The sequence below is a fragment of the Sulfitobacter sp. KMM 9851 genome (genome assembly GCF_057178245.1).
This window is the reverse complement of the sequence record NZ_CM169991.1, coordinates 2278071-2299669: the sequence shown is the minus strand read 5'-3', so window position 1 is coordinate 2299669 and position 21599 is coordinate 2278071. Positions and strand designations below refer to the sequence as shown.

The 21599-nt window shown below is 55.3% G+C and carries 21 protein-coding genes, 1 tRNA gene and 2 pseudogenes; 21 read left to right on the top strand and 3 right to left on the bottom strand.

Features of this window, described 5'->3' with window-relative positions:
• Positions 1–111: 111 nt before the first annotated feature.
• Positions 112–201, top strand: a tRNA-Ser gene (locus tag AC1965_RS11375).
• Positions 202–594: 393 nt separating this feature from the next.
• Here AC1965_RS11375 and AC1965_RS11370 read toward each other — a convergent pair.
• Positions 595–2301, bottom strand: coding sequence for a recombinase family protein (locus AC1965_RS11370; protein ID WP_483883984.1), 1707 nt, complete (start codon positions 2299–2301; stop codon positions 595–597).
• Positions 2298–2753 carry a DUF2924 domain-containing protein gene (locus tag AC1965_RS11365; protein ID WP_483883983.1) on the bottom strand — a complete coding sequence of 152 codons (456 nt, stop codon included), beginning with the start codon at positions 2751–2753 and terminating at the stop codon, positions 2298–2300. Before AC1965_RS11365 ends, AC1965_RS11370 begins: the two co-directional genes overlap by 4 nt.
• A 461-nt stretch (positions 2754–3214) precedes the next feature.
• Between AC1965_RS11365 and AC1965_RS11360 the strand changes: the two are divergent.
• A pseudogene (locus AC1965_RS11360) lies at positions 3215–3298 on the top strand (IS6 family transposase); the annotation flags it as partial.
• Between the two features lie 45 nt (positions 3299–3343).
• On the opposite strand, the gene AC1965_RS11355 reads toward AC1965_RS11360, so the two are convergent.
• Entirely contained in the window at positions 3344–4231 is an 888-nt protein-coding gene (locus AC1965_RS11355) for a helix-turn-helix transcriptional regulator (protein ID WP_483883982.1), read from the bottom strand.
• Positions 4232–4736: 505 nt separating this feature from the next.
• Here AC1965_RS11355 and AC1965_RS11350 point away from each other — a divergent pair.
• The 19 genes and pseudogenes from AC1965_RS11350 (at position 4737) to AC1965_RS11260 (ending at position 21599) form a co-directional block, all read left to right on the top strand.
• Positions 4737–4913 carry a Flp family type IVb pilin gene (locus AC1965_RS11350; RefSeq protein WP_483883981.1) on the top strand — a complete coding sequence of 59 codons (177 nt, stop codon included), beginning with the start codon at positions 4737–4739 and terminating at the stop codon, positions 4911–4913.
• A 134-nt stretch (positions 4914–5047) separates the two neighbouring features.
• A complete protein-coding gene (gene cpaB, locus AC1965_RS11345) occupies positions 5048–6070 on the top strand; it encodes a Flp pilus assembly protein CpaB (RefSeq protein ID WP_483883980.1) in 1023 nt (340 codons plus the stop codon).
• Positions 6071–6079: 9 nt separating this feature from the next.
• The gene (locus tag AC1965_RS11340; RefSeq protein ID WP_483883979.1) at positions 6080–7600 is read left to right on the top strand and encodes a pilus assembly protein TadG-related protein; all 1521 of its coding nucleotides are present in this window, start codon (positions 6080–6082) and stop codon (positions 7598–7600) included.
• 14 nt (positions 7601–7614) lie between these two features.
• The gene (locus AC1965_RS11335) at positions 7615–8112 is read left to right on the top strand and encodes a TadE/TadG family type IV pilus assembly protein (protein ID WP_483883978.1); all 498 of its coding nucleotides are present in this window, start codon (positions 7615–7617) and stop codon (positions 8110–8112) included.
• Entirely contained in the window at positions 8109–8753 is a 645-nt protein-coding gene (locus AC1965_RS11330; RefSeq protein WP_483883977.1) for a TadE/TadG family type IV pilus assembly protein, read from the top strand. Before AC1965_RS11335 ends, AC1965_RS11330 begins: the two co-directional genes overlap by 4 nt.
• A complete protein-coding gene (locus tag AC1965_RS11325; RefSeq protein ID WP_483883976.1) occupies positions 8753–9979 on the top strand; it encodes a CpaE/TadZ family protein in 1227 nt (408 codons plus the stop codon). The genes AC1965_RS11330 and AC1965_RS11325 overlap by 1 nt, the downstream gene beginning before the upstream one ends.
• A 12-nt stretch (positions 9980–9991) precedes the next feature.
• Positions 9992–11089 (top strand): TadA family conjugal transfer-associated ATPase, encoded by a 1098-nt coding sequence (locus AC1965_RS11320; protein WP_483883975.1) that lies wholly within the window; start codon positions 9992–9994, stop codon positions 11087–11089.
• Positions 11067–11390 carry a hypothetical protein gene (locus tag AC1965_RS11315; RefSeq protein ID WP_483883974.1) on the top strand — a complete coding sequence of 108 codons (324 nt, stop codon included), beginning with the start codon at positions 11067–11069 and terminating at the stop codon, positions 11388–11390. The genes AC1965_RS11320 and AC1965_RS11315 overlap by 23 nt, the downstream gene beginning before the upstream one ends.
• On the top strand, positions 11387–12355 hold the full coding sequence (locus AC1965_RS11310) for a type II secretion system F family protein (protein WP_483883973.1): 969 nt from the start codon (positions 11387–11389) through the stop codon (positions 12353–12355). The genes AC1965_RS11315 and AC1965_RS11310 overlap by 4 nt, the downstream gene beginning before the upstream one ends.
• Before the next feature lie 15 nt (positions 12356–12370).
• On the top strand, positions 12371–13354 hold the full coding sequence (locus AC1965_RS11305) for a type II secretion system F family protein (protein WP_483883972.1): 984 nt from the start codon (positions 12371–12373) through the stop codon (positions 13352–13354).
• 60 nt (positions 13355–13414) lie between these two features.
• Positions 13415–14123, top strand: a pseudogene (locus tag AC1965_RS11300) (IS6 family transposase).
• A 73-nt stretch (positions 14124–14196) separates the two neighbouring features.
• Entirely contained in the window at positions 14197–14499 is a 303-nt protein-coding gene (locus AC1965_RS11295; protein WP_483883971.1) for a DUF305 domain-containing protein, read from the top strand.
• Positions 14500–14510: 11 nt separating this feature from the next.
• Complete coding sequence (locus AC1965_RS11290) at positions 14511–15275, top strand: MauE/DoxX family redox-associated membrane protein (RefSeq protein WP_483883970.1); 765 nt, start codon at positions 14511–14513, stop codon at positions 15273–15275.
• Between the two features lie 109 nt (positions 15276–15384).
• Complete coding sequence (locus AC1965_RS11285; protein WP_483883969.1) at positions 15385–15789, top strand: hypothetical protein; 405 nt, start codon at positions 15385–15387, stop codon at positions 15787–15789.
• Positions 15790–16085: 296 nt separating this feature from the next.
• On the top strand, positions 16086–17549 hold the full coding sequence (locus tag AC1965_RS11280) for a TolC family protein (RefSeq protein WP_483883968.1): 1464 nt from the start codon (positions 16086–16088) through the stop codon (positions 17547–17549).
• Between the two features lie 11 nt (positions 17550–17560).
• A complete protein-coding gene (locus tag AC1965_RS11275) occupies positions 17561–18919 on the top strand; it encodes a multicopper oxidase family protein (protein ID WP_483883967.1) in 1359 nt (452 codons plus the stop codon).
• A 44-nt stretch (positions 18920–18963) separates the two neighbouring features.
• The gene (locus AC1965_RS11270; RefSeq protein ID WP_483883966.1) at positions 18964–19689 is read left to right on the top strand and encodes a copper-binding protein; all 726 of its coding nucleotides are present in this window, start codon (positions 18964–18966) and stop codon (positions 19687–19689) included.
• 117 nt (positions 19690–19806) lie between these two features.
• Positions 19807–20340, top strand: coding sequence for a cupredoxin domain-containing protein (locus AC1965_RS11265; RefSeq protein ID WP_483883965.1), 534 nt, complete (start codon positions 19807–19809; stop codon positions 20338–20340).
• A gap of 8 nt (positions 20341–20348) precedes the next feature.
• Entirely contained in the window at positions 20349–21599 is a 1251-nt protein-coding gene (locus tag AC1965_RS11260; protein WP_483883964.1) for an ABC transporter ATP-binding protein, read from the top strand.

The following is a 21599-nucleotide window of genomic DNA, read 5'->3' as shown; positions in this document are numbered from 1 at the left end:
CCCAAATACGCTCAGGTTCCGCCCGACAGCAATCAGGTGCAAAACCGGGGGGCGTGACCCAAATGTGCATTTGCCGAATCGCATCTGGCCCACTAAGGGAGGGCGTGCTGCGGAGGAGTGGCAGAGTGGTCGAATGCACCGGTCTTGAAAACCGGCGTGCGTGAGAGCGTACCGTGGGTTCGAATCCCACCTCCTCCGCCACCCACCCAAGTCTCTCTGCGCTGCTTCGCATTTTCGCGATTAATGTCGCGACATTACAGTGGCTTACGCGGCGCTCTTTTCCAGAGAGACGCGCGTTCCTTGTGCAATTTACCTGAATTTATGAGCCAGTCTCTGGCACCTTGGTGCCCCGGTTCGCTTTGCCCTAAACGAACAAGGGTCGGCACCGCGCACCTGTTAATAACAGGGAACTTACAGGGAATACGTTCATTTTTTGATTGGAAACGGCTTGTTTTACCGTGAAACGTCCCGTTGTTTCAGCGGTTTAGCGTTGAATTCCCTGTTTTTAGGAACAGGGAATTTCCGCATGTGTATCAGGCAATCCAGGATGGCGATTCAGGGAATAAATTCATACAGAACAGGGTGCTCTCGTGCCTAGGCCTCTGTGAACCCGAAGAGGCGCTCCTGCTCGGTCCAGTCCAAGGGTATCTTGCTGCGCACCGGGCGTTCCAGGGTGAGGTCGGGCGGTTGGGTGCCAGCGAGAATGATTTTCTGAATCCTGGGTGAGAGAAACGCGAGCGGCGCGCGGGTGCGAATGTAGGAGTCCGAGTGTCCGGCTGCGTGCGCCACATCTGCAAGCGGCGTTCCGGTTTTGAGTTGTTCTGCCCAGACATGGGCCCGCGCGAGCATGCGGAGCAGGACGGGATCGGGAGTGGGTGCCAGATCGCCGGTGGCAATCCGCGTTTCCACGCCCCGGCGGCGGATCGTGAAGGGAACTTGAAACGACAGGAAACCGGCGGCGTAGGCATCGGGAGCTACGGCGAGCCTGTTAGAAATAGCCTTCGCCGATAAGGCAACCTTTAGATCGCGAGGTGCGATGGCGACCGATGCCAACAGGTCTGGCAAAATATGAGGCCGGTGCTCGCGCAGGTTCTGGACAAGGGCGGTGAGGCGGGTTGCGATCTGCGCCGCTGTGGAGGCGTCCGGTTCTGCTACAATTGTGTGGGATTGTACCGCTGCTTCAAAATGCTGGATCAGAACAGTGACAAGCGCGCGTTCAAGGATCGACGCGGGTAAACGCCAGCCGGTGGCGTCGGTCCCTCCCGAGATCAGCCGGTTCGAGACGTAGTAGTGGAACCTGCGGCCGCGCCGCAGGGTATGTGTCGGGGTCAGGCGATCGCCTGTCTCGTCGCGTAAAATTCCGGTCAGCACGGCACTGGAAGATGTGGGATGCTCAGGAGCGCATATAGCCTCAGTGGATATGGATGCACTGCTTTGGCGCGGGCGTTGGCTGGCCTGCTGTAGGCTGGCCTGCACCGGATCCCAGAGGGGCTGGTCGATGATCGCGGAATGCAGGCCGGGGTAAGTGTTCTTCTTGTGACGGATCAGGCCACGGTAGACAGGGTTACAGAGCAGATAGTGGATCTGGCCGCGAGAAAGGGGGTGTCCTCCGGTGGTCTTGCCTCGAGCGGAGATGCGCGGCTTCGAGGTCAATCTGAGTGCTTTTGCGCGATCCTCAACCGCGCGTAATGAGCCAAGCTTGAGGTAGAGTTGAAACACCGTCTGCACCGTGACGGCCTCGGCCGGATTGATCACCAGTTCGCGCCGCAGGGGATCGGGATGTGGATCGTAGCCAAGGGGTACCGTTCCGCCCATCCAGAGCCCCTTCTTCTTGGACGCACCGATCTTGTCGCGGATGCGTTCGGCGGTGACTTCACGTTCAAACTGGGCAAAGGAAAGCAGCACGTTCAGTGTCAGTCGCCCCATAGAGGAGGACGTGTTGAAGGCTTGGGTGACGGAAACAAAGGAACAGCCCGCGGCGTCGAGCCGTTCCACCAGTTTGGCAAAATCTGCCAGAGAGCGGGTCAGCCGGTCGATCTTGTAGACCACGATCATGCCGACACGCCCCGCGTCTATGTCGGCCATAAGGCGCTGCAATGCCGGGCGCTCGAGCGTGCCGCCCGAAAGACCACCGTCGTCATAGCGTGCGGGGAGAAGCCGCCAGCCTTCGTGGCGCTGGCTGGCAACATAGGCGGCACAGGCCTCGAACTGTGCATCAAGCGAGTTGAACTCCTGATCCAGCCCGTCGTCTGAGGATTTGCGGGTATAAACCGCGCAGCGGATATGCGGAAGCGCGCTCATTGCGGCTTCCGCCCGGATGGGGTGCGGCCCTGGCGCAGAGGGCTTCCAAAGAAACGAGGTCCGGACCAATGTGCTCCGGTGATAGCGCGGGCGACCGCCGAGAGTGATTGGTAACTCTGCCCTTTGTAAAGATGACCTTGATCGGTGACATCGACGATGTGGGTGACGCCGTTCCATTCCCGCAGGTACCGCCCGCCGGTCTTGAGGACCGGTTTGGTCGCCGGTGTTTTGCCTGCGGCAATTTTGGCGAGCCGGGTTCTGGCGGATTGTGGCAGGGCTCCGCTGGTTTGTGTCTGTAGATCAAAAGCGAGAAAGCGGCGCAGAAAGGTCTGGCTCAACCGGGGCGGCGGCGGGCTGCCGTTTAGCTCCGTCCAGAGCGCAACCAGTGCATCACGCGGGAGGATCTGGACGTCTAACTCGGGTAGGGTTGATTCGGAAAATTTGTCGGTCAAAGGGGCGCTCCGGGGTTTGCGGACCGCCAGCGAGCGACCCTCGTACTGACCCAAGCCTGAGAAGTATCAGGCCTGTGATACATTGCGTGACGGGCGGCGGAAGTCGAGAACCTTTTTAACTCAAGGTGCTGAATTACATGCGAATTTGTTTGTTTTAGAATGGAAGTGTTGCTATTCTGTTCTTACTAACAACTGAGGCAAATTATACCCCTCAGAACGCTTTAAAACCACACATAGGACTGTCCGGTACCCTCTTCCGTCGTCTGGCCCCTCGGCCGACACACTCAATGCCCGGTTTACAAGATTGACGTTCTTTAATCGCCCCTGATGGCGTGCAGATGGCTATGATTTCCGCGCGTTTGTCGTAGATTGCCAACTGGCGGTTCGCGATAGCGCCAGCACCCAGTAATGATGTATGCCCGGTTCCACTGTCACTAAGGAACGCGGAAAATCTCCTGCACGAGCGCGCATTCTACTGCAGGACCAATTTCAAGCTGACCCGAACCGCTGCTCTAGCCGAGTGGCGCGATCTCGGCGCGGCATAAAGGGTTCTCATTTTCTTTGCAGAAGATTGGTTCGCAAGCAGCCCTCTAAGCTTGGTTCCTGAGCGCTCCGCTGTCCGGCATGGACGTGTGCTGTCGTTTTCTAGCATCGGTGGAAGAGGGTTCTGGCTTGAAATTGAGTTGATGCAATAATTCAATTTGGCTGGATGTGGCCGTCTTGGAAAAAACTGAACTCAGGTGTGAGCGAACCGTGGCAGGGCAAATTGATAGCGTTTTGGCAATAAGATTGACGGTCATTCCCTCTGCTAACAACGAGCATATCCGATATTCACACCTACTAAGCTGGGCCGGATTGTCAGAACCAAGGATTAAAGATTGACTACCTGCCGGAATAGAAACGAGCGAACAATTCCGCTTTTGGTTAAGTTTTTTTGAAATCGAAGCAGGTGCGCGTCGGTTCCAGCCAGCTGCGAAGCTGTCCATCAACATGATAAGAAGGTTGAGATCATGCTCTAAAGGTTGGTGCTTAAAATGAAGCTCAATATGATCAATATGACCGCGTGTCGATTCAAGTGGGCACACCATTCCCTCAACTAAGTTATTAAATCTTTCCTCCGGACTAATCGGTATTTTGTTCAAAGGCGAGGACAAGACATCCGACAGTTTCCATATCGACCCGGTTTTGGCCGTCGAAACGAATTCGCCGACGATCAGTTCCATATATGATTTGGGTTGCGTTGGCCAAATCTTGCCTTTCTGCATGTCACTGCGTGCAATATATTTTGCCTTATTATCAACCTTCGATGTGCGTATAACCATTGCGGCATCGGCTTTTACCAGTCTCATTAACCGGTCCAACACTTCTGACAGTTCGCCATTGTCGCTTAATGCGTATGTCCAGTCCGCTACGAGACCAAGACTGGCGCGCATAAACGGATATTTAGAAAAATGCATATTTTCAAACCCTTCCGTCATCCTGCTATCTATCGATAAACAGGATCGCGACCCCCACCGCGTTATCCACAATCTGTGGATAACTTCGTTTTGGCAACAAATTTAGTCAAAAATATGCCGACATTCACTTTTTACGGGAAGTATGGGTGGAATGGAAATTGCGGTAAATATGTGGGTTATAAGTTAGTAAGTGAAGGATTCCGAATTATTGACCGTTGGATTAACCGGTTTTTTATATTCTCAAAGACCTCAATCTTATTCATAATATGCCCCATTTTCGGCCCATTTCTGACATTTAGACCGATTCGTTTTTTTGTTTGAGCCGGGGCAATTACGAAATAATTCCCGTTTCTATTGAATATATTTCAACGCCATCAACCCAAAGGTGAAATCGCGTTATGTTTGATGGATGCGTGACCAGCACAAGGTAACATAACATAATTCACAGGCTCAGACAGCATTGTTCAGGCTTAGGCCGCAGAGCCAATCCGAATCTACATATATTAAAAAATCCTAAGGGGGAAATATGACTAAGTTTCTTAGAACGTTCATTAAGGACGAAAGCGGTGCGGCGATTGTTGAATATGGTCTCGCACTTTTGGTTGTTGCGTCGATTGCCGTGGGAGCATTTACCTATCTTGGCACTCAGACCAACAACAACGTGATTGGTGCTTGTACTGCTCTGGGCAGCGCGACCTGCTGATCAAACCATCTGTGGGGTTTGGCCCAATAACACAATTTCTTGCGCCTTATCTGGCGCAAGAAATACCCTCAGGTCTTTTAAAACACGGAACCTGCGGTCATCGAAATTATAAATTTTGAATATTGGAGGCAAGGATGCGCATTAAGCCGATCATCACAACAATTTTCGGAATTACCATTGCGGCTGGTTCAGTTTTCCTAGCAAAAGAACATCTTTTGGTTCAACCAGAAACCGCTGTCGACACCTCCTTACCCGGTCTCGTTGACATCTACCTTGCGCGTTCCGAAATAGCCTTTGGCCAAACAATCGAAGCGCATCATGTTTCTATTCATCCTTGGCCACGCGACGCGGTGCCGCCCGGGGCTTTCACCAACATTTCTCAACTCGTGCCAACCGAAGCTGACCAACTGCGCCGCGCCAAGGGGCGGTTTTTTCCCGGGGAAGTAATGATTTCGACCAAAGTTTCGGACTTTGGCGAGAAGGTTACTTTGGTGCAGAAGCTGGGTGAAAACACCCGCGCCATGGCCATCAAAGTTGATGCTGTTACCGCGGTCGGCGGGTTCGTCACGCCCGGAGATTATATCGATATCGTCATGACTGAAGGCACCAATCAGGAAATGCGCGCTGTGACAATCCTGCAGAAAGTTCGTGTTATCGGGGTTGATCAACAATCGGAAGAATCCAAGGATCAACCGGAAGTTGCCCGGACCATCACCGTCGAAGTGACGCCGGAAGAGGGGCTGCGCCTGGCACTGGCCCAAAAGGCCGGTTCCCTGAGCCTGACCCTGAGAACCCTGGACGGGGTCGAGGATAAGCCCATGGAAATGGTGCATCTGCGCGATCTCTTGAACGAGGATGGACCCGCCGAAAAAGTCCTTATTCACCCCACTGTGACGGTACGAAGGGGCACGGAATCCGAAGTTGTCACAATCAGGCGGAACCTGCCTGAAGTTGTCCCGGCCACTGAACCCGAAGCGATAATTGAAACAGAAGTGACACCCGAGCCTGACCCGGCAATCAAACCTGCAAAGGTCATGAAGAATGATTTGATCGAAGGCGCAAGCCTGAAGGTGGAAGTCGACTTGAAACCGCTCGACCCATCGGTGATCAATCCGCGCGCCCGTCCGATCAACGTCACCCAGACGATCAAGCAGTAAATATCCGAAATGCGTGTTCAGCTCATCATATCCCGGTTTGCCAAGGAAGAGGTCGGTACCGTTGCCATTCTGTGGGGTACTGCATTGGTTGCCCTCCTTGGGTTTCTTGCCATCACGCTGGACATTGGCAGGCTCAGTTCAACCCAGGCCGAGCTGCAGTCTTTTGCCGATAACGTGGCCTTGGCCGCTGCGGGAGAGCTTGACGGTCGCAACGATGCGATCATACGCGCCACGAACGCCGCCGATAACATGATCAGCGACAGTCAGACCTTTGCCAATGGCTCAAACACGTTGTCAGGCTCGACAGATTACACACTGATCTTTCATTCCGCACTTCCGGATTCTGATCTTGATCCGTTGGGCGCGGATGTCACCACCGATCCCAATAAGGCGCGATTTGTTCAGGTTGCTCTGACGCCAAAGTTGCTCAGCATGAGTTTGGCTTCAGCGTTGGATCGGATGTTGGGCGGGAACGGCTTTGCGACCACAGATGTTAACGCCGAGGCGGTGGCGGGCTATACTCAGGCGGCTTGTGACATCTCTCCGCTGATGTTCTGTCTGCCTCCGACCTGGGAAAGCACGCTTGGTATCGGTGACCAGGTTTTGCTGCGCAGCGGTGGCAATAACGCGGCCTGGGGTCCTGGTAATTTCGGGTTCATCGATCTTGCCTCGTTTGAGGATACGTCCGGGGTCTGTGCCGACGAAGGGGGCAATAGGCTGGCTTGTCTGATTGCAGCACAAAGCCAGATCACACAGTGTATTCTGACCAATGGCATCACAACAGAGCCGGGCCAGAAGGTGGGGATCACAAACGCAGCCTTTAACGTCCGCTTTGATATCTACCGCGCCGTGCTCAACGGTGAAAAGAACAACCCTGATTTTGCCCCGGCCCCCAATGTGATCAAGGGGATCAAGCCGAACGGTGGCGGTGCTTGTATTCAAGGCAATGAGGAAGTGACCAACACCACGATGGCACTCGGCCGCGACACTTGTCTCGCAACAGGAAGCTGCGGCGGAAGCAATCGGTTTGGTGACGGCGTTTGGGACCGGGCCGGATATCTGAACAGGAACCACGATCTTGCAGATGGCACCGCAGATAACTTTGCAACGGATGCGCATTTGCCGGTCTTGACGGGCGCGTCGGCTCAATTCGTAGGCACCCGTTTCGGCATGTATCTGCGTGAGATTGCCTATGGCAATAACAACCCGAATGCACCTGCCATTCTTGATCCGTCGCTGCCGGAAACCGGGCGACCAATGTGCTCCAACAATATGTCGTCCGATCCGGCGCGGCGCGTTGTCACCGCTGCGGGCGTGGATTGCGCGCAAACGACGATCAGCGGATCAACCAGCAATGTCCCTGTCACGCGCTTCGTCTCTATGTTTCTGACGGAACCGGTAGGCTCAGACTCAAGTTCGCCACCCAGCTTTGATATCTTTGGCGAAGTTGTCGGCTTTCCTGACGTAGCGGGCGGCGGTGCGGCTGGATTTGGCGGTATCTATCGCGACGTTGTTCAGTTGTACCGGTGAGGAAGGGCAAGCCCATGAAATCTCCGCAGCTCGCGCACGCCAGACGGTTTGCCGCCGATCAGGACGGGGCAATCATTGTCGAGTTTGCCCTTGTGATGCCAGTCATGCTGTTGCTTCTTGCCCTTACGATCGAAGCATCGCGCATGATGTGGTCCTATCAAACCGTCATTGCAGGTGTCAGAGACGCCGGTCGGTACATGGCGCGTGTTACACCTGCGGACATCTGTACCAGCGGTGAAAGTGTGTCGGACATGAGTTCGACGCTCAGAGCGATTGTGGAAAGAGATATTGGCGGGAACATTCTGTTTCCGGCTAGTATCGCCGTAACCTCAGTCACACCAAGCTATACTTGCGTGACGGGAACGTATCGCGTCAGCCCCGCAGCAGTGGCACAGGTCAGCGCCAATGTGACCATTCAGTTCCCGCTGGGCGGTATCCTAACCCTGTTCGGAGACGGGATTTCAACTGTGAATACCCAGGTCACGGACAGATCACGGATATTCGGGCAATGACGGATCGAGGTCATATCCCCGTCCAGACCCGGCCTGGGTGCCGAGCATTTCTGGATGATCAGTCCGGCGGTGTATTGGTCGAATTTGCATTGGTCGTTTCGCTGTTTATGTTTCTGTTTGCGGCGTTACTGGATTTTGGTCGATTGTCGTATAGTGGTGTAACGGCACAAACAGCGGCCCAGATCGCCGCACGAATTGCGGTCGTACGACCAGCTGCTTGTATCGGCGTACCGCAGACGCACCAGCGCGGCACCAATGTCGCGCCCCGGTTCGGGACGTCCTGCGGTTCGGCGGCCGGGGTCTGTGCGAATGTTGCTACGGTGTCATGTAACGGTGTCGCGACCGACCCAACCGCCGCAGAAATCTGGGGCCGCATCAACCCGCTTTTGCCGTCGGGTGCGACAATCGACATGATGCAGTTTTCCTACCGTTTCGACCCGGACCTTGGGTTCCTTGGTGGCCCATATACGCCGATCGTCACTTTCGAACTGAATCTGGATGATTTCCAATTCGCATCGCCCTTGGCGGCGCTGGCCAATGCCGCCGGGGCAACGAACAGCGCCCTGCCGTCGTCTGCTGGCTATTCCAGTTTCAGCGTATCGCTGCCCGCAGAAGATCTTGCATCAGGAGAGTCAGGATAATGGACCGCCAAATTGTCAGCCCCCAATCCCGTTCGATTATGATCGTTTCCAACCGGGCGTCCTTTGCGCAGGTGATCAACGAGGTTTTCCCGGTAGACCAAGATAACGCGGTTACCACGCAGTGCGAAACATTCAACTCCATGAACGGGCGTGCCGGTGGTCTGGTGTTCAATCACGATGTGGTCATCTTTGAAGCCGATCCCGATGACGAGAACGAAATTCATGCACTTGAGGAACTCTTATCAAAGCGCAGCAGTGATACCGTTTTTCTGGCGTTGACTAACAACGATGTTTCGATTGGCAAGGTCCAGCAACTGAGGAATATCGGGGTCGACGAGGTTCTGCCTCTGTCAATTGACGGCGATCGGATCAGGGCGGTTGTGGACGCCAAGATCAGCGCAAAAAATGTGCCGACGCAGACCTTTCACGACGGGCCCAGGGCGCTCGGTCAAGTAATCCCGATCACGCAATCGCGTGGCGGGGTCGGGTCAACGACGGTTGCCGTGAACCTTGCCAGTTCACTTGCGGGTGGGGGAGCGTCGTTCTTTCACAAGCCCCACAAAAGCTCGGTCGTGCTTCTGGACTTTGATCTTCAGTTTGGGAACGCGAATGTCTTCCTCGACCTTGAGGATAACGGAGGGTTGTTGCAAATTATTGAATCCGTTGAGAGGATCGACGATCGGATTGTTACCTCGACCCTGCAACGGCACTCGCTGGGTTTTGACGTGCTTTGCGCGCCGACACAGGTTCTTCCGCTGCAGTCGATGCGCCCTGATCTGATCGAAGACATCCTCGACATCCTTAAGATGCGATATGACTATATCATCGTCGATCTGCCGCGTGCCATTGTCGATTGGGTTGAACCCATTATCAAGCAGGCCGCACATTTCATCATTGTGATCGACACCAGCGTGCCCTCCGTTCGGCAAGCACGTCGGCTGATGGACCTGTATCGAGAAGAAAACGTCGGTCTACCCTTCGACGTCGTGGTCAACCGCGAGCAGCGGCCTTTAATCAAGTCGGAACTTGTCCGAGAGGCCGAGAATGTTCTCGAAACTAAGCTGAACCACTGGCTGCCGGAAAACGTGAAAATCGCGCGCAAAGCCGTGGATCTGGGGCAGCCGATTATCGAAATGAAAACAAATTCGAATTTGGGCAAAGCCCTCAAATTATTTGCGTCTGCACTGTCTACAAACAAACAGAACGCAAAACAAAAAGAAACCTAAGGGGGGCCCGCTGTGTTCAATGAATACAAATTGCGTCGAGCTGCTTCGCAGCCCAAAGTCGTCAAGATCAAGCGGCCAAGCAATGAGCCGTTGCGGCCTGCTGCGGCAGCGGCTCTTGAGCCTGCGGATACCGATTTGCAGAAACATCTCGAACTCAAAAGCCGTCTTCACAGCGGGCTTTTGGATCGGCTGAATTTGTCAGTGATCGACAAGGTCGAACGCTCGGAACTCAAACGCCAGATCGCGGCCCTTGCGACCAGTCTGGTGGAAGAGGAAGGCGTCCATATGCGGTCGGATTCCTTTTCCGCTTTGGTCGAGGAACTAATCCATGAGGTGATGGGCCTAGGGCCGCTTGAGCCGCTTTTGGCAGACCCGACCATCAACGATATTCTCGTCAATTCCTATGACCAAGTATATGTTGAACGATACGGATTGCTGGAGCGAACAAATACGCGCTTTCGCGATGAACGTCATCTGCTGCGCATAATCGACAAAATTGTCTCCAACGTTGGTCGGCGCATTGATGAATCGCAGCCTTGGGTTGATGCCCGTCTCGAAGATGGCAGCCGCGTGAATGCGATTATTCGCCCTTGTTCGGTCGATGGTCCGGCGCTTTCGATCCGCAAATTTTCGCGCAATCCCCTAACAACGGAAAAACTGGTCGAGCGCGGCGCTCTGGACAATAATGCGGCGCTGCTTCTCAAGGCCCTAGTCGAGGCGCGCCTGAATATTCTCATCTCGGGCGGTACGGGGTCTGGCAAGACAACGATGCTGAACGCGGTGTCGTCTTTCATCGACATCAACCAGCGCATTGTGACCATTGAGGACGCAGCGGAACTGCAACTTCAGCAGGATCATGTCGTGCGCCTTGAGACACGCCCGGCCAACGCCGAGGGGCAGGGCGTCATCTCGCAACGCGATCTGGTGCGCAATGCCCTGCGGATGCGGCCAGACCGCATTATCGTCGGCGAGGTGCGTGGGGCCGAATGTTTTGACATGCTTCAGGCCATGAACACCGGGCATGATGGTTCAATGACTACGATACACGCCAACTCTTCGCGCGACGCATTGGGTCGAGTTCGAACAAATGGTGACGATGCTGGGCGCTGACCTGCCGATCAAGACGATCCGGGCGCAGATTGCTTCAGCCATACACATCGTGGTGCAGCTCAGCCGACTCAGCGATGGCAGTCGGAGAGTCATGAGCATATCCGAAATTACTGGCATGGAAGACGACATCATCACGATGCAGGATATTTTCGTTTATAAGCGTCGCGGTAAGTCGACGGATGGGAAAATTCTTGGGGAGTTCATGCCGACTGGTATCCGACCGAAATGTTTCGATCTGCTGGTTGCATCGGGGGTACATATCGACAGCAGCATGTTCATGCGCAAGGAGACCCGGACATGATTGATATGCAATCGTTCAGCTTGAACATTCTCGTTTATGTCGTTGTCTTTGTAGGTGTTCTGTTTGCATATGAAGGTTTGCTGCAGCTTATATTTCGGCGCGAGACACGCGGGGAGGCGCGCAACCGGCGGATGCGGATGATCCAGCGCGGTGCATCGGGCGACGAAATCCTGCAACTGTTGCGCGACCCGGCGATGTTTGGTAGCCGCGCAAAACAGGGACCGATCACACGGTTTCGCCGACTGCTCATTCAGGCCGGCATTACGATCAGCACTGCCTGGATCCTGCTGGGTGCTTTCGGGCTAGGCGCCATTACCTTTGTTGGGGCAAACATCTATCTTGTGACTGACCTCTCGCTGGCGATCAGCGTGGCCGTTGCGGTTTTACTACCGATCATTATCCTGCTCAGCATGAAACGCGCGCGGCTTGATAAGTTGTGTAAACAACTGCCGGACACGCTTGATCTGATGTCTCGCGGTCTCAAGGTCGGGCACCCGGTTGCTGTGACGATTGGCAATGTAGCTAAAGACATGCCCGACCCGATCGGGACTGAATTTGGGATCATCCACGATCAGATCAATTATGGCGATGACGTCGCCACTGCGTTTCATGATTTTGCCAAACGCGTGTCAACTGAGGATGCCAACTACCTTGCCGTCAGCATCAGCATTCAGCATGGCACCGGTGGCAACCTAGGCCGAATCTTGGACGTGCTGTCCCAGGTGATCCGGGATCGCTACACCATGCGAAAGAAGATCAAAGCCATTTCGGCAGAAGGGCGGCTGAGCGGCCTCATACTTACGGCCTTGCCAGTGTTTATCTACGTGACGATCGAGCTGTCATCGCCGTCCTTTTACGGCGATGTACGTGGTGATCCTTGGTTCCCGACTTTTGCCTTTGCGATTATCGGGTTGATAGTCGCCCAAGGGCTGATCTTGTATCGGCTGGTCAATTTCAAATTCTGAACGGAGGGCAGGGCGATGGACTTTATTCAAATTGCATTGGACACGCTGACCGCACGGCCTGAATACCTGATCTTGGCGGGCGTCGCGATCAGTGCCTTCGTGATCGTGCAGGGTCTGTCGGGCATGATGGCCGGTGAAACGCCAACGGCCCGCCGGATGCATGCCGGTTTCCTCCAGCAGGCCCATGGCGCGGATTTCGATCTGCTACAGGGTGACGACAGCGATCCTCACGGACTTCTGAAAGCCTTTGTGCCGTCGTCTCGCAAAGAACGCTCCAGGCTAAGCAGGCAATTGCGCCGTGCCGGTATCCAGGGCAAGCACGCTATGCGCTCATTTTACTCGTTCCGCATGATCATGGGTATTTTCCTGCCGACGTTGTTTGTTTTTGCGATGGCGCTTCCTACGAAAACACAGGTCCAGTTAAATATCGCCCATCTGCTGCAAAACGTATCCTGGTTTGAGGTTTTGCAGATCGTAACTGCCTTGATGGTCGTCGGTTTCTACGCGCCAGCAGTTTGGTTGCGCGGCAGGATCAACAAACGGCGCCAAGCAATTGAATTCAGTATGCCCAATGCGCTTGACTTGTTGCAGGTTGCAATGGAAGCGGGCCTTGGCTTCGATGCGGCGATGACGCGTGTTTCTCACGAACTGGCCCTTGCCGCGCCAGAGATATCACAGGAATTCATGATTTTTCAGCTGGAACTTCAGGCCGGTAAGGAACGCCAGTCTGCGCTGCTTGATATGGCAGAACGTGTGAATGTTGAAGAGTTGACGGCGTTTGCGAACGTGATCCTGCAATCCAATCAATTCGGCACCAGCATTTCTACCGCATTGAACAGATATTCTGCTGATATGCGCCTTACCCGCGAATTGCGCGCGCAGGAAAAAGCAAACCGCCTGCCTGTCCAGATGTCAGCGGTCATGGCGCTTTGCATGATGCCTGTGCTGTTGATGATCTGCCTTTCACCAATGTTGATCCGCTGGATGCACATGTTCTAATTCGGTCTTGTCAGAGGAAACCGGCTTGAGCCGGGCAGGGCGGTTTCGTAGCCTCTCTGGATGACAAAACGCTCTCCCTTTCGCTATTTCAGGACCAGCCCGGAAATCATCCGCCTTGCGGTGATGATGTACGTTCGCTTTCCACTCTCGCTTAGAAACGTCGAGGATCTATTGCACGAGCGCGGCATCGAAATCAGCCATGAGACAGTCCGGTGCTGGTGGAACCGTTTCGGCCCGATGTTCGCTTCCGAGAATCCGCAGAAAACGGGCCAGTCGGATGCGCGCATATTCAAACTGGCAGTGGCACTTGGACGAGGTTTTCGTGAAGATCAATGGGGAGACGCACTACCTTTGGCGGGCCGTTGACCATGAAGGTGAAGTCCTGGAGTCTTACGTCACGAAGCGAAGAGATCGCAAAGCAGCATTGAAATTCATAAGAAAATCAATGAAGCGGTACGGTCAACCGCACATCATTGTGACTGATAAACTCCGGTCATACGGAGCTGCGATGAAGGTTATCGGCAATTCCGACAGACAGGAAACGGGCCGCTGGCTGAACAATCGGGCGGAGAATTCACACCTTCCGGTTCGACGACGAGAGCGAGCCATGCTTCGCTTTCGGCAAATGCGATGTTTGCAGAAATTTGCCGCCGTCCATTCTTCTGTCCACAACCATTTCAACCAGGAACGCCATCTCCACTCACGCGCCAATTTCAAGCTCAACCGCGCCGCCGCTCTTGCTGAGTGGCGCGGTCTCGGCGCGGCATAAGGGACAGCCTCACTGTCCTTGCAGAGACGAGTTCGAATTGGTCTGACAGCACCTGCTGGCATTCATGCTGGGCATGTATACAAACCGCAGCGCAAATATCGCGATTTTCGCGGGCAGCGTGTTGGTATTTGCCCTGTCGCTGTTTCTGGTCCGCAGCCAGACAACCGTTGACGATACATCGTGGATGCGCGCGATGATCCCGCACCATTCGATTGCGATCCTGACCAGCGAACGGGCCAATATCTCAGATCCGCGTGTGCGCAAGCTTGCGGATGACATCATCAAGGCGCAACGTCTTGAGATTGACGAAATGAAGGCCTTGATCGCCGATCTTGAAGGTGGCCCCACTGCCACGCCGGAACTCGACGGAAAATAGAGGGAACCGCTATGCCACAGGATCAATCCGACAGAATCGCAAAGCTCCATCGCATGGTCATGTCCAACCACACCTGTCCTTACGGCTTGAAATCAAAGGATCTGTTGCAACGTCAGGGGTTTCATGTCGAAGATCATCATCTGACCACGCGTGATGAGACTGATGCGTTCATGAAGGAACATGGCGTAGATACTACGCCGCAGACATTCATTGATGGTGAGCGGGTAGGGGGCTATGACGCATTGCGCATCCATTTTGGGTTGGAGAAGCCCGAAGACGAGCAGTCTGACACGACGTATCGGCCCGTTATCGCTATATTTGCTATGGCATTTCTGATGGCGCTTGCGCTTTCTTGGTACGTCTTTGAGACTATTTTTACCCTGCGCTCTTTTGAATGGTTCATCTCCATTTCGATGTGCTTGCTGGCTGTTCAAAAGCTTCAGGACGTGGAGCAGTTTTCGACCATGTTTTTGAACTATGATCTTCTGGCGCAACGCTGGGTTCCTTACGGCAAGGTTTATCCGTACGGTGAGGCGGTGGCAGGTATCCTGATGACAGCAGGGGCGCTGACGTGGATTTCGGCTCCGGTTGCCATCTTCATCGGCAGCATCGGCGCGGTATCGGTGATGAAGGCAGTTTACATTGACAAACGTGAGCTTAAATGTGCTTGCGTCGGTGGAGACAGCAATGTCCCATTGGGGTTCATATCGCTCACAGAGAACATAATGATGTTGGCAATGGGTTTCTGGATGTTAGGGAAGGTCATGTGGTTTTGACCGAAGTGCCAATAAGGTCAGCGGTTCTACGCCACTCTCACAGAAAAGTTGCCAACCTTCCAGCGCTGGACGGATTGACAGGTCAATGTAGGTGGCCCATGTCTTGACCATGAAGTTGAAAAACACCATATCAGTATGGATCAAGGCACTTACGTGCCTTTCCTTTGCCATCGCACTGGTGTTTTCTGCTCCTTCAGCATCACATGCTGCATCTGGTATGCACGGTGGCGAGCATTCTGCGACTGAAAGTTCTGATCACAAGGTCGATAGTCAAACCCACACTGCTATGCCTGCGATGACCCACAGGGCGATGCTTGTCACGGCACCCGGAACGGGTGATGAAACACAGGCATCAAGCGAGTGTTGCAGTGGTATTTGTATCTCCGTTGCAATCACGGACGCCGATGCCTTTTCGGTCGACCAAGCGACAAATGAAGAATATGTGATGCTTCGTGCTCAAACAAACTCGATTGACTCATCGGGTTTTTTACGGCCCCCCCAGTTCTTGATCTGATCTACGGCTCTTAGCGGAGCTTTCGTTTGGCGCGCGTCAGTGCGTGAGCCCTAAGTTCATCAGTCAGGTACTATTCATGAAAATTCACTTAATCTTGGGGGCTTCGGCCCTCGCACTTGGCGCATGTGCTTACGAGCCTACGCCTTTGCCAATCGTCACAGCCCAACAGGCAGCTACAAACACAGCAGTCGCTTCTCCGATTGGATATCAAGATCCTTGGCCGGATACACACACCGCAGCCCAACCGGCCCGCGCGATTGGCGCACCGTTAACCAAGAACAGTCGGAGGGCAATTGATGCGGCCTTTCAAAACCACGCTGATACTTGGCGTGCCACTGCTGGTCGGCGCTTGCGCGACGGCAGTGCCTGACATCTATACCAGTCCCACGGCCGGTTTCGCCAATGTCTCCAGCCAGACGTCTGCCGCCATCGGCAAGCGTACCGTCTTTGCCCAGACCGCGGCCGAGAATATGGCGGTCAAGGCTGACGTCAAAAAGATGGTCTATCACAAGACAATTTCAGCCGAGACCGCCGTGCAGGTTGCCCTGCTCAACAACAAGGGCTTGCAGGCCTCTTATGCGAATGTGGGGCTGTCGGCGGCAGAGGCATGGCAGCAGTCTACGCCAGAAAACCCCGTCGTCTCCATTGGCATCTTGGGGATTGGGGCCGCCGAGCTGGGGGCGTACCGCGCCATCGAAGGCATGATTGCCACCAACATATTGGATGCGAGGACCCGCAAACAGCGCGTGGCCCTGGCCGATGTGAATTTCCGTGCAGCACAGCTTGAGGCGGTAAACGACACGCTGACACTGGCCGACCAGACACGTCGCGCCTGGATTTCTGCCGTGGCTGCGTTCGAGGTTGTCAGTTATCTCAACCGCGCCAAGGCGACCTCGGACGCGGGCTCTGAACTGGCGCGTAAACTGGGCGAGACCGGCGCGCTGAACAAGGCAGGCCAGGCGCGCGAACAAGCATTCAATGCGGAATTGGCCGGACAACTGGCGCAGGCCCGACTGAACGCCAGCCGCGCCAAGGAAAACCTGACCCGGCTCATGGGGTTGTGGGGTGCTGACGTCGACTACTATGTGCCAGATGCGCTGCCACCTTTGCCGCGTTCTGTCGGTCAGGTGGCGGGGATCGAGGCCAAGGCCCTGCGCAACCGGCTCGATCTTCGCGTCGCCAAACTGGGCCTTGAGGCGCAGGCCGCGGCATTTGGCCTGACAGATCAGACGCGGCTGGTCACAGACCTTGAGATCATCGCGGGGTTTGAGACTGAACGCGAGGCTGAGGACGGTGACGTAGAAACCAGCACCACCCCACAGCTTGAGCTGGAATTTGCCATCCCGATCTACGACAGCGGCAAGGCCCGGATGCGCAAAGCCGAACTGGCCTATCTCCAAGCCGCCAATGTGCTGGCGGAAAAGGCCGTGAACGTGCGTTCAGAAGCGCGGGGCGCCGAGGTGGGCTACCTCGCCTCGTACAAGATCGCGCGGCATTACCGCGATGTGCTGGTGCCACTGCGCAAGACCGTCGAGGAAGAAGGTCTGCTGTCTTACAACGGCATGATCACCAACACATTCGAGCTGCTAACCGACGTGCGCGAAAAGCTGGGCGCGCAACTGGAGGCGGCCAATGCCAAACGCGAATTCTATATGGCGCAGGCCGATCTGACCGCCGCGATCTATGGCGGTGGTGCGGGCAGCGGCGGCGGAGCCGAAGGTGGTGCCACGCTGGCCGCTGGCGGCGGTGCAGGACATTGAAAGGACAGGATATGATGAACAGACGTCAATTGCTGGGCGCGGGGGCCGCGGGTGCGGCGCTGGTGTCGTCACAGGCCTGGGGCAAGACAACCAACATGGGCCTGCCCGAAGCCGCACAGATGGACAGCGCCGCCACCGCGATCACGCCGCGCCCGTCCTCGGGGCCGGACTACAACCCGGTTGTCACGCTCAATGGCTGGACCTTGCCGCACCGGATGAACAACGGCGTGAAGGAGTTTCACCTTGTTGCTGAACCAGTGGAGCGCGAGTTGGCCGATGGCATGATCGCGCATCTGTGGGGCTACAACGGCCAGTCGACCGGCCCCACGATCGAGGCGGTTGAGGGCGACCGCGTGCGCATCTATGTCACCAACCGCCTGCCGGAACACACCACCGTGCATTGGCATGGGTTGATCCTGCCCTCGGGCATGGACGGTGTTGGCGGGCTGTCGCACCCCGGTATTCCGCCGGGCAAGACCTATGTTTACGAATTCGACCTCACGAAATCCGGCACCTTCATGTACCACCCGCATGCGGATGAAATGGTGCAGATGGCGATGGGGATGATGGGCATGTTTGTCGTTCACCCCAAAGATCCTACGTTCATGCCCGTGGACCGCGATTTTCTCATCATGCTCAACGCGTTTGACATTGATCCTGGCACCTATGTGCCGCGCATCATGACGATGACGGATTTCAACCTGTGGACATGGAACAGCCGGATTTTCCCCGACATTGACCCGCTAGTGGTCAACCGGGGCGACAAGGTGCGCGTGCGGGTCGGCAACCTGACAATGACCAACCACCCGATCCACATGCACGGCTATGATTTCAAGGTCACCTGCACCGACGGCGGCTGGGTGCCCGAGGCGGCGCAATGGCCGGAGGTCAGCATCGACATCCCCGTGGGTGCCATGCGCGCCTATGAATTTGTCGCGGAACATCTGGGCGACTGGGCAATCCATTGTCACAAGTCGCACCACACGATGAACGCGATGGGCCACGACGTGCCGACCTTTATCGGCGTCGACAAAAAACCGCTGGCCCGCAAAATTCGTACATTCCAGCCCGAATACATGCCCATGGGTACGGCTGGCATGGCGGATATGGGCACGATGGAAATGCCGCTGCCCGACAACACGGTGCCGATGATGACCGGCTGGGGGCCACATGGCCCCATCGAAATGGGCGGCATGTTTTCGGTTGTGAAGGTCCGCGAAGGGATCGACGCCGATGATTACGAAGACCCCGGCTGGTACGAAAACCCGCCCGGCGAACAGGCCTACGAATGGACCGGCGAACTGCCGGAGTTTGCCAGCAACACCAGCCCGAAAACCCAGATCACCCCAAAACCAACCTCAAAGGGCTGAATGGCCCTTTGCTCCAACAACCTATGCAACCTACAGGAAAAATGATGAAAAACCTTCTTTTGACCACCACCATCGCCCTCGCCCTCAGCGCCCCTGCCTATGCCGCAGGCGGCCACGAAGGCGGCCACGGCGATGACCATGCCGCCGAACACGCCGAGATGATGATCGGCCTGCCCGGCGACGCCGCATCGGTGGACCGCACCATCGAAGTGACCATGCGCGAAACCGACGATGGCGAAATGCTGTTTGAACCACGCGAGCTTGAGATCGCTAAGGGCGAAACCATCCGCTTTAACGTCATCAACAAGGGCGAGTTGGAACATGAATTTGTGATCGACACCCTTGAGCGCAATGCCGAACACAAAGAAATGATGGCAAAGATGGACATGGAACATGACGATCCCAACTCTGTCCGTCTGGACGAGGGCGGCGCGGGCGAGGTGATCTGGACCTTTGCCAATGCCGGCACGTTTGAATTTGCCTGCCTGATCCCCGGCCACTACGAATCCGGCATGCACGGATCCATCGCTGTAGGTGAGAAAATGGCCGAAGCCGTGGTGGAATACGCGACTGGCAAGATCAAGAAGGTCGACGCCAAGGCGGGCAAGGTCACCATCATCCACGGCCCTCTGGCCACGCTCGACATGCCTGCGATGACAATGGTGTTCCGCGCCGATGAGGTGATGATCGCGCGGATGTCCGAAGGTCAGGACATCGAATTTGTCGCAGATCGTGTCAAAGGCAAGCTGACTGTCACACAGATGAAGTAACGCAAATTCGGGCGCGGCGGCAGTTGTCGGCGTGCCCATCCCCAACCTAGCTGGGGAAAGGCCACCGTCGCAGACAGGCGGCCCAATATGTTCGGAACACAACGGACGGAGCAGATAATGAAACCCATCATACTTACCTTTGCCTTCATGATCATCGGTGTGCTGCCTGTTGAGGCGATCTCATCAAACGTCGGGCTGGATGGACAGCCACATACACAGGCGTATCAGCAGCCCGGACATGACTCTATTGGCACTCCGGCATTGGACGCAGCGATCACCAGAACCATCAATGTAACCATCACTGAGACCGAGAGCGGCTATATGCTGTTTGACCCAGATGCGATCTCGATCGAAAAGGAATCTGTCGTACGGTTTGTCATCTCAAATCAAGGTGATCTGGATCACGAATTCTTTCTTGGTTCTTTTGACGAGATAAACGAACACAGGCAATGGATGAGACAACATCCCGATATGCGCCACGAGGATGCAAACGCAGTAAAGATTCCGGCCGGAGGCACCGCTCAACTGGTTTGGAACTTTTCAGACATCACGAATCTGGAATTTGCCTGCCTGATGCCCGGCCATCGCGAGGTCGGGATGTGGGGCGTGATCCTCGTCCACAACCACCTCGCCCCTCGTAAGAAGGGCTGAGAGCGGTAATGTCGCTTCTGGACCAATATCATATCATCGTACACGATATAGCCGCCTGGTTCGGATTTCGCTACGATGAAACCGCGCCCGACTGGATTCATCCCTTCATTCATCTTATCCTGGTGGTCGCCCCGGTAATGCTGGCCGCTGTGACGGTTTATCTCGCCATCGTGGGTGTCCTGCGATACTGGCGGCAGCACAGGAATGTCAGACCCTTACCGCACCTTATTCGTGGGCTGGACGCCAGCCTTTTCAGCTCTGTTCTGCGGCATTCCAGAAGGCAGCAGGCGCTAATGATCCTGATCAGCCTGATCGCCATGCCGATCCTCTATCTGACTTTAGAACTACCCAAGCAGATCGTAAACAATGCATTGGAATCGGATCGGTTTCCCGTGGACGTTCTAGGGTATGATGTAGATCAAGTTGCATTTCTGATGATCCTGTGCGGCCTTTATCTGTTGGCGATCATACTGAATGGGCTAAACAAATACGCTCTAAACGTCTTCAAGGGTTATGTGGCGGAGCGGTTCCTGCGTCGCTTTCGGCTGATGATCTACCGGCAATGGCGCAGCGATCCGAAGTCGGGCGACCGCAGCGAGATCGTCCCAATCCTTGCCCAGGAAGTCGAACCGGTGGGCGGTTTCGCGGCCGACGTCCTCACCCTTCCGATCCTGCAAGGTGGTACGCTCGCAACCATCCTTCTGTTCATGTTTATGCAGGACCCGGTGTTAGGTGCTGCGGCACTGACGGTACTGCCCATTCAACTCGTCCTGCTTCCCAGACTTCAACGACGGGTAAATGTGCTTTCGCGGATCAGAATTCAGGAAATGCGGCAATTGGGCAGACACCTGAGCGATCAGTTGCACCGACCGGGTGCCGCCTCTCTGCGCGTTGCGACAACCGAGAGTTTTCGCGAGCTTGAACGGGTGCGTCGAAAAATTTTCAACCTGAAGTTCTTCATCAAGGGGCTGAACAACTTTCTGACGGCGCTCACCCCGTTCCTGTTTTACTCGCTCGGCGGGTATTTCGTAATTGAAGGGCGCATCAGCCTGGGAGCACTTGTTGCCGTTCTGGCCGCACACAAGGATTTTTCGGCACCCCTGAAGGAGTTGTTTCGCTACTATCAAGCCGTCGAGGATACCCGGCTCCGATATCAGGAGATCATGTCGTTTTTCTCAAAGGTGAGGCTGGTGGAAAACGCCCCTCTCCGCGACGTCCAACTGGAGGCCTTCCGCGCAGATCTTGTCAGAAGGATTTGA

Excerpts from the sequence above, each read along its gene's own strand:
- AC1965_RS11310 (WP_483883973.1), top strand. The coding sequence starts at position 11,387 with ATGATTGATATGCAATCGTTCAGCTTGAACATTCTCGTTTATGTCGTT.
- AC1965_RS11265 (WP_483883965.1), top strand. The coding sequence starts at position 19,807 with ATGAAACCCATCATACTTACCTTTGCCTTCATGATCATCGGTGTGCTG.
- AC1965_RS11280 (WP_483883968.1), top strand. The coding sequence starts at position 16,086 with ATGCGGCCTTTCAAAACCACGCTGATACTTGGCGTGCCACTGCTGGTC.
- AC1965_RS11335 (WP_483883978.1), top strand. The coding sequence starts at position 7,615 with ATGAAATCTCCGCAGCTCGCGCACGCCAGACGGTTTGCCGCCGATCAG.
- AC1965_RS11305 (WP_483883972.1), top strand. The coding sequence starts at position 12,371 with ATGGACTTTATTCAAATTGCATTGGACACGCTGACCGCACGGCCTGAA.
- AC1965_RS11260 (WP_483883964.1), top strand. The coding sequence starts at position 20,349 with ATGTCGCTTCTGGACCAATATCATATCATCGTACACGATATAGCCGCC.
- AC1965_RS11325 (WP_483883976.1), top strand. The coding sequence starts at position 8,753 with ATGGACCGCCAAATTGTCAGCCCCCAATCCCGTTCGATTATGATCGTT.
- AC1965_RS11290 (WP_483883970.1), top strand. The coding sequence starts at position 14,511 with ATGCCACAGGATCAATCCGACAGAATCGCAAAGCTCCATCGCATGGTC.
- AC1965_RS11350 (WP_483883981.1), top strand. The coding sequence starts at position 4,737 with ATGACTAAGTTTCTTAGAACGTTCATTAAGGACGAAAGCGGTGCGGCG.
- AC1965_RS11285 (WP_483883969.1), top strand. The coding sequence starts at position 15,385 with ATGAAGTTGAAAAACACCATATCAGTATGGATCAAGGCACTTACGTGC.
- AC1965_RS11295 (WP_483883971.1), top strand. The coding sequence starts at position 14,197 with ATGTATACAAACCGCAGCGCAAATATCGCGATTTTCGCGGGCAGCGTG.
- cpaB (WP_483883980.1), top strand. The coding sequence starts at position 5,048 with ATGCGCATTAAGCCGATCATCACAACAATTTTCGGAATTACCATTGCG.
- AC1965_RS11330 (WP_483883977.1), top strand. The coding sequence starts at position 8,109 with ATGACGGATCGAGGTCATATCCCCGTCCAGACCCGGCCTGGGTGCCGA.
- AC1965_RS11370 (WP_483883984.1), bottom strand. The coding sequence starts at position 2,301 with ATGAGCGCGCTTCCGCATATCCGCTGCGCGGTTTATACCCGCAAATCC.
- AC1965_RS11355 (WP_483883982.1), bottom strand. The coding sequence starts at position 4,231 with ATGACGGAAGGGTTTGAAAATATGCATTTTTCTAAATATCCGTTTATG.
- AC1965_RS11340 (WP_483883979.1), top strand. The coding sequence starts at position 6,080 with ATGCGTGTTCAGCTCATCATATCCCGGTTTGCCAAGGAAGAGGTCGGT.
- AC1965_RS11315 (WP_483883974.1), top strand. The coding sequence starts at position 11,067 with ATGGTGACGATGCTGGGCGCTGACCTGCCGATCAAGACGATCCGGGCG.
- AC1965_RS11275 (WP_483883967.1), top strand. The coding sequence starts at position 17,561 with ATGATGAACAGACGTCAATTGCTGGGCGCGGGGGCCGCGGGTGCGGCG.
- AC1965_RS11270 (WP_483883966.1), top strand. The coding sequence starts at position 18,964 with ATGAAAAACCTTCTTTTGACCACCACCATCGCCCTCGCCCTCAGCGCC.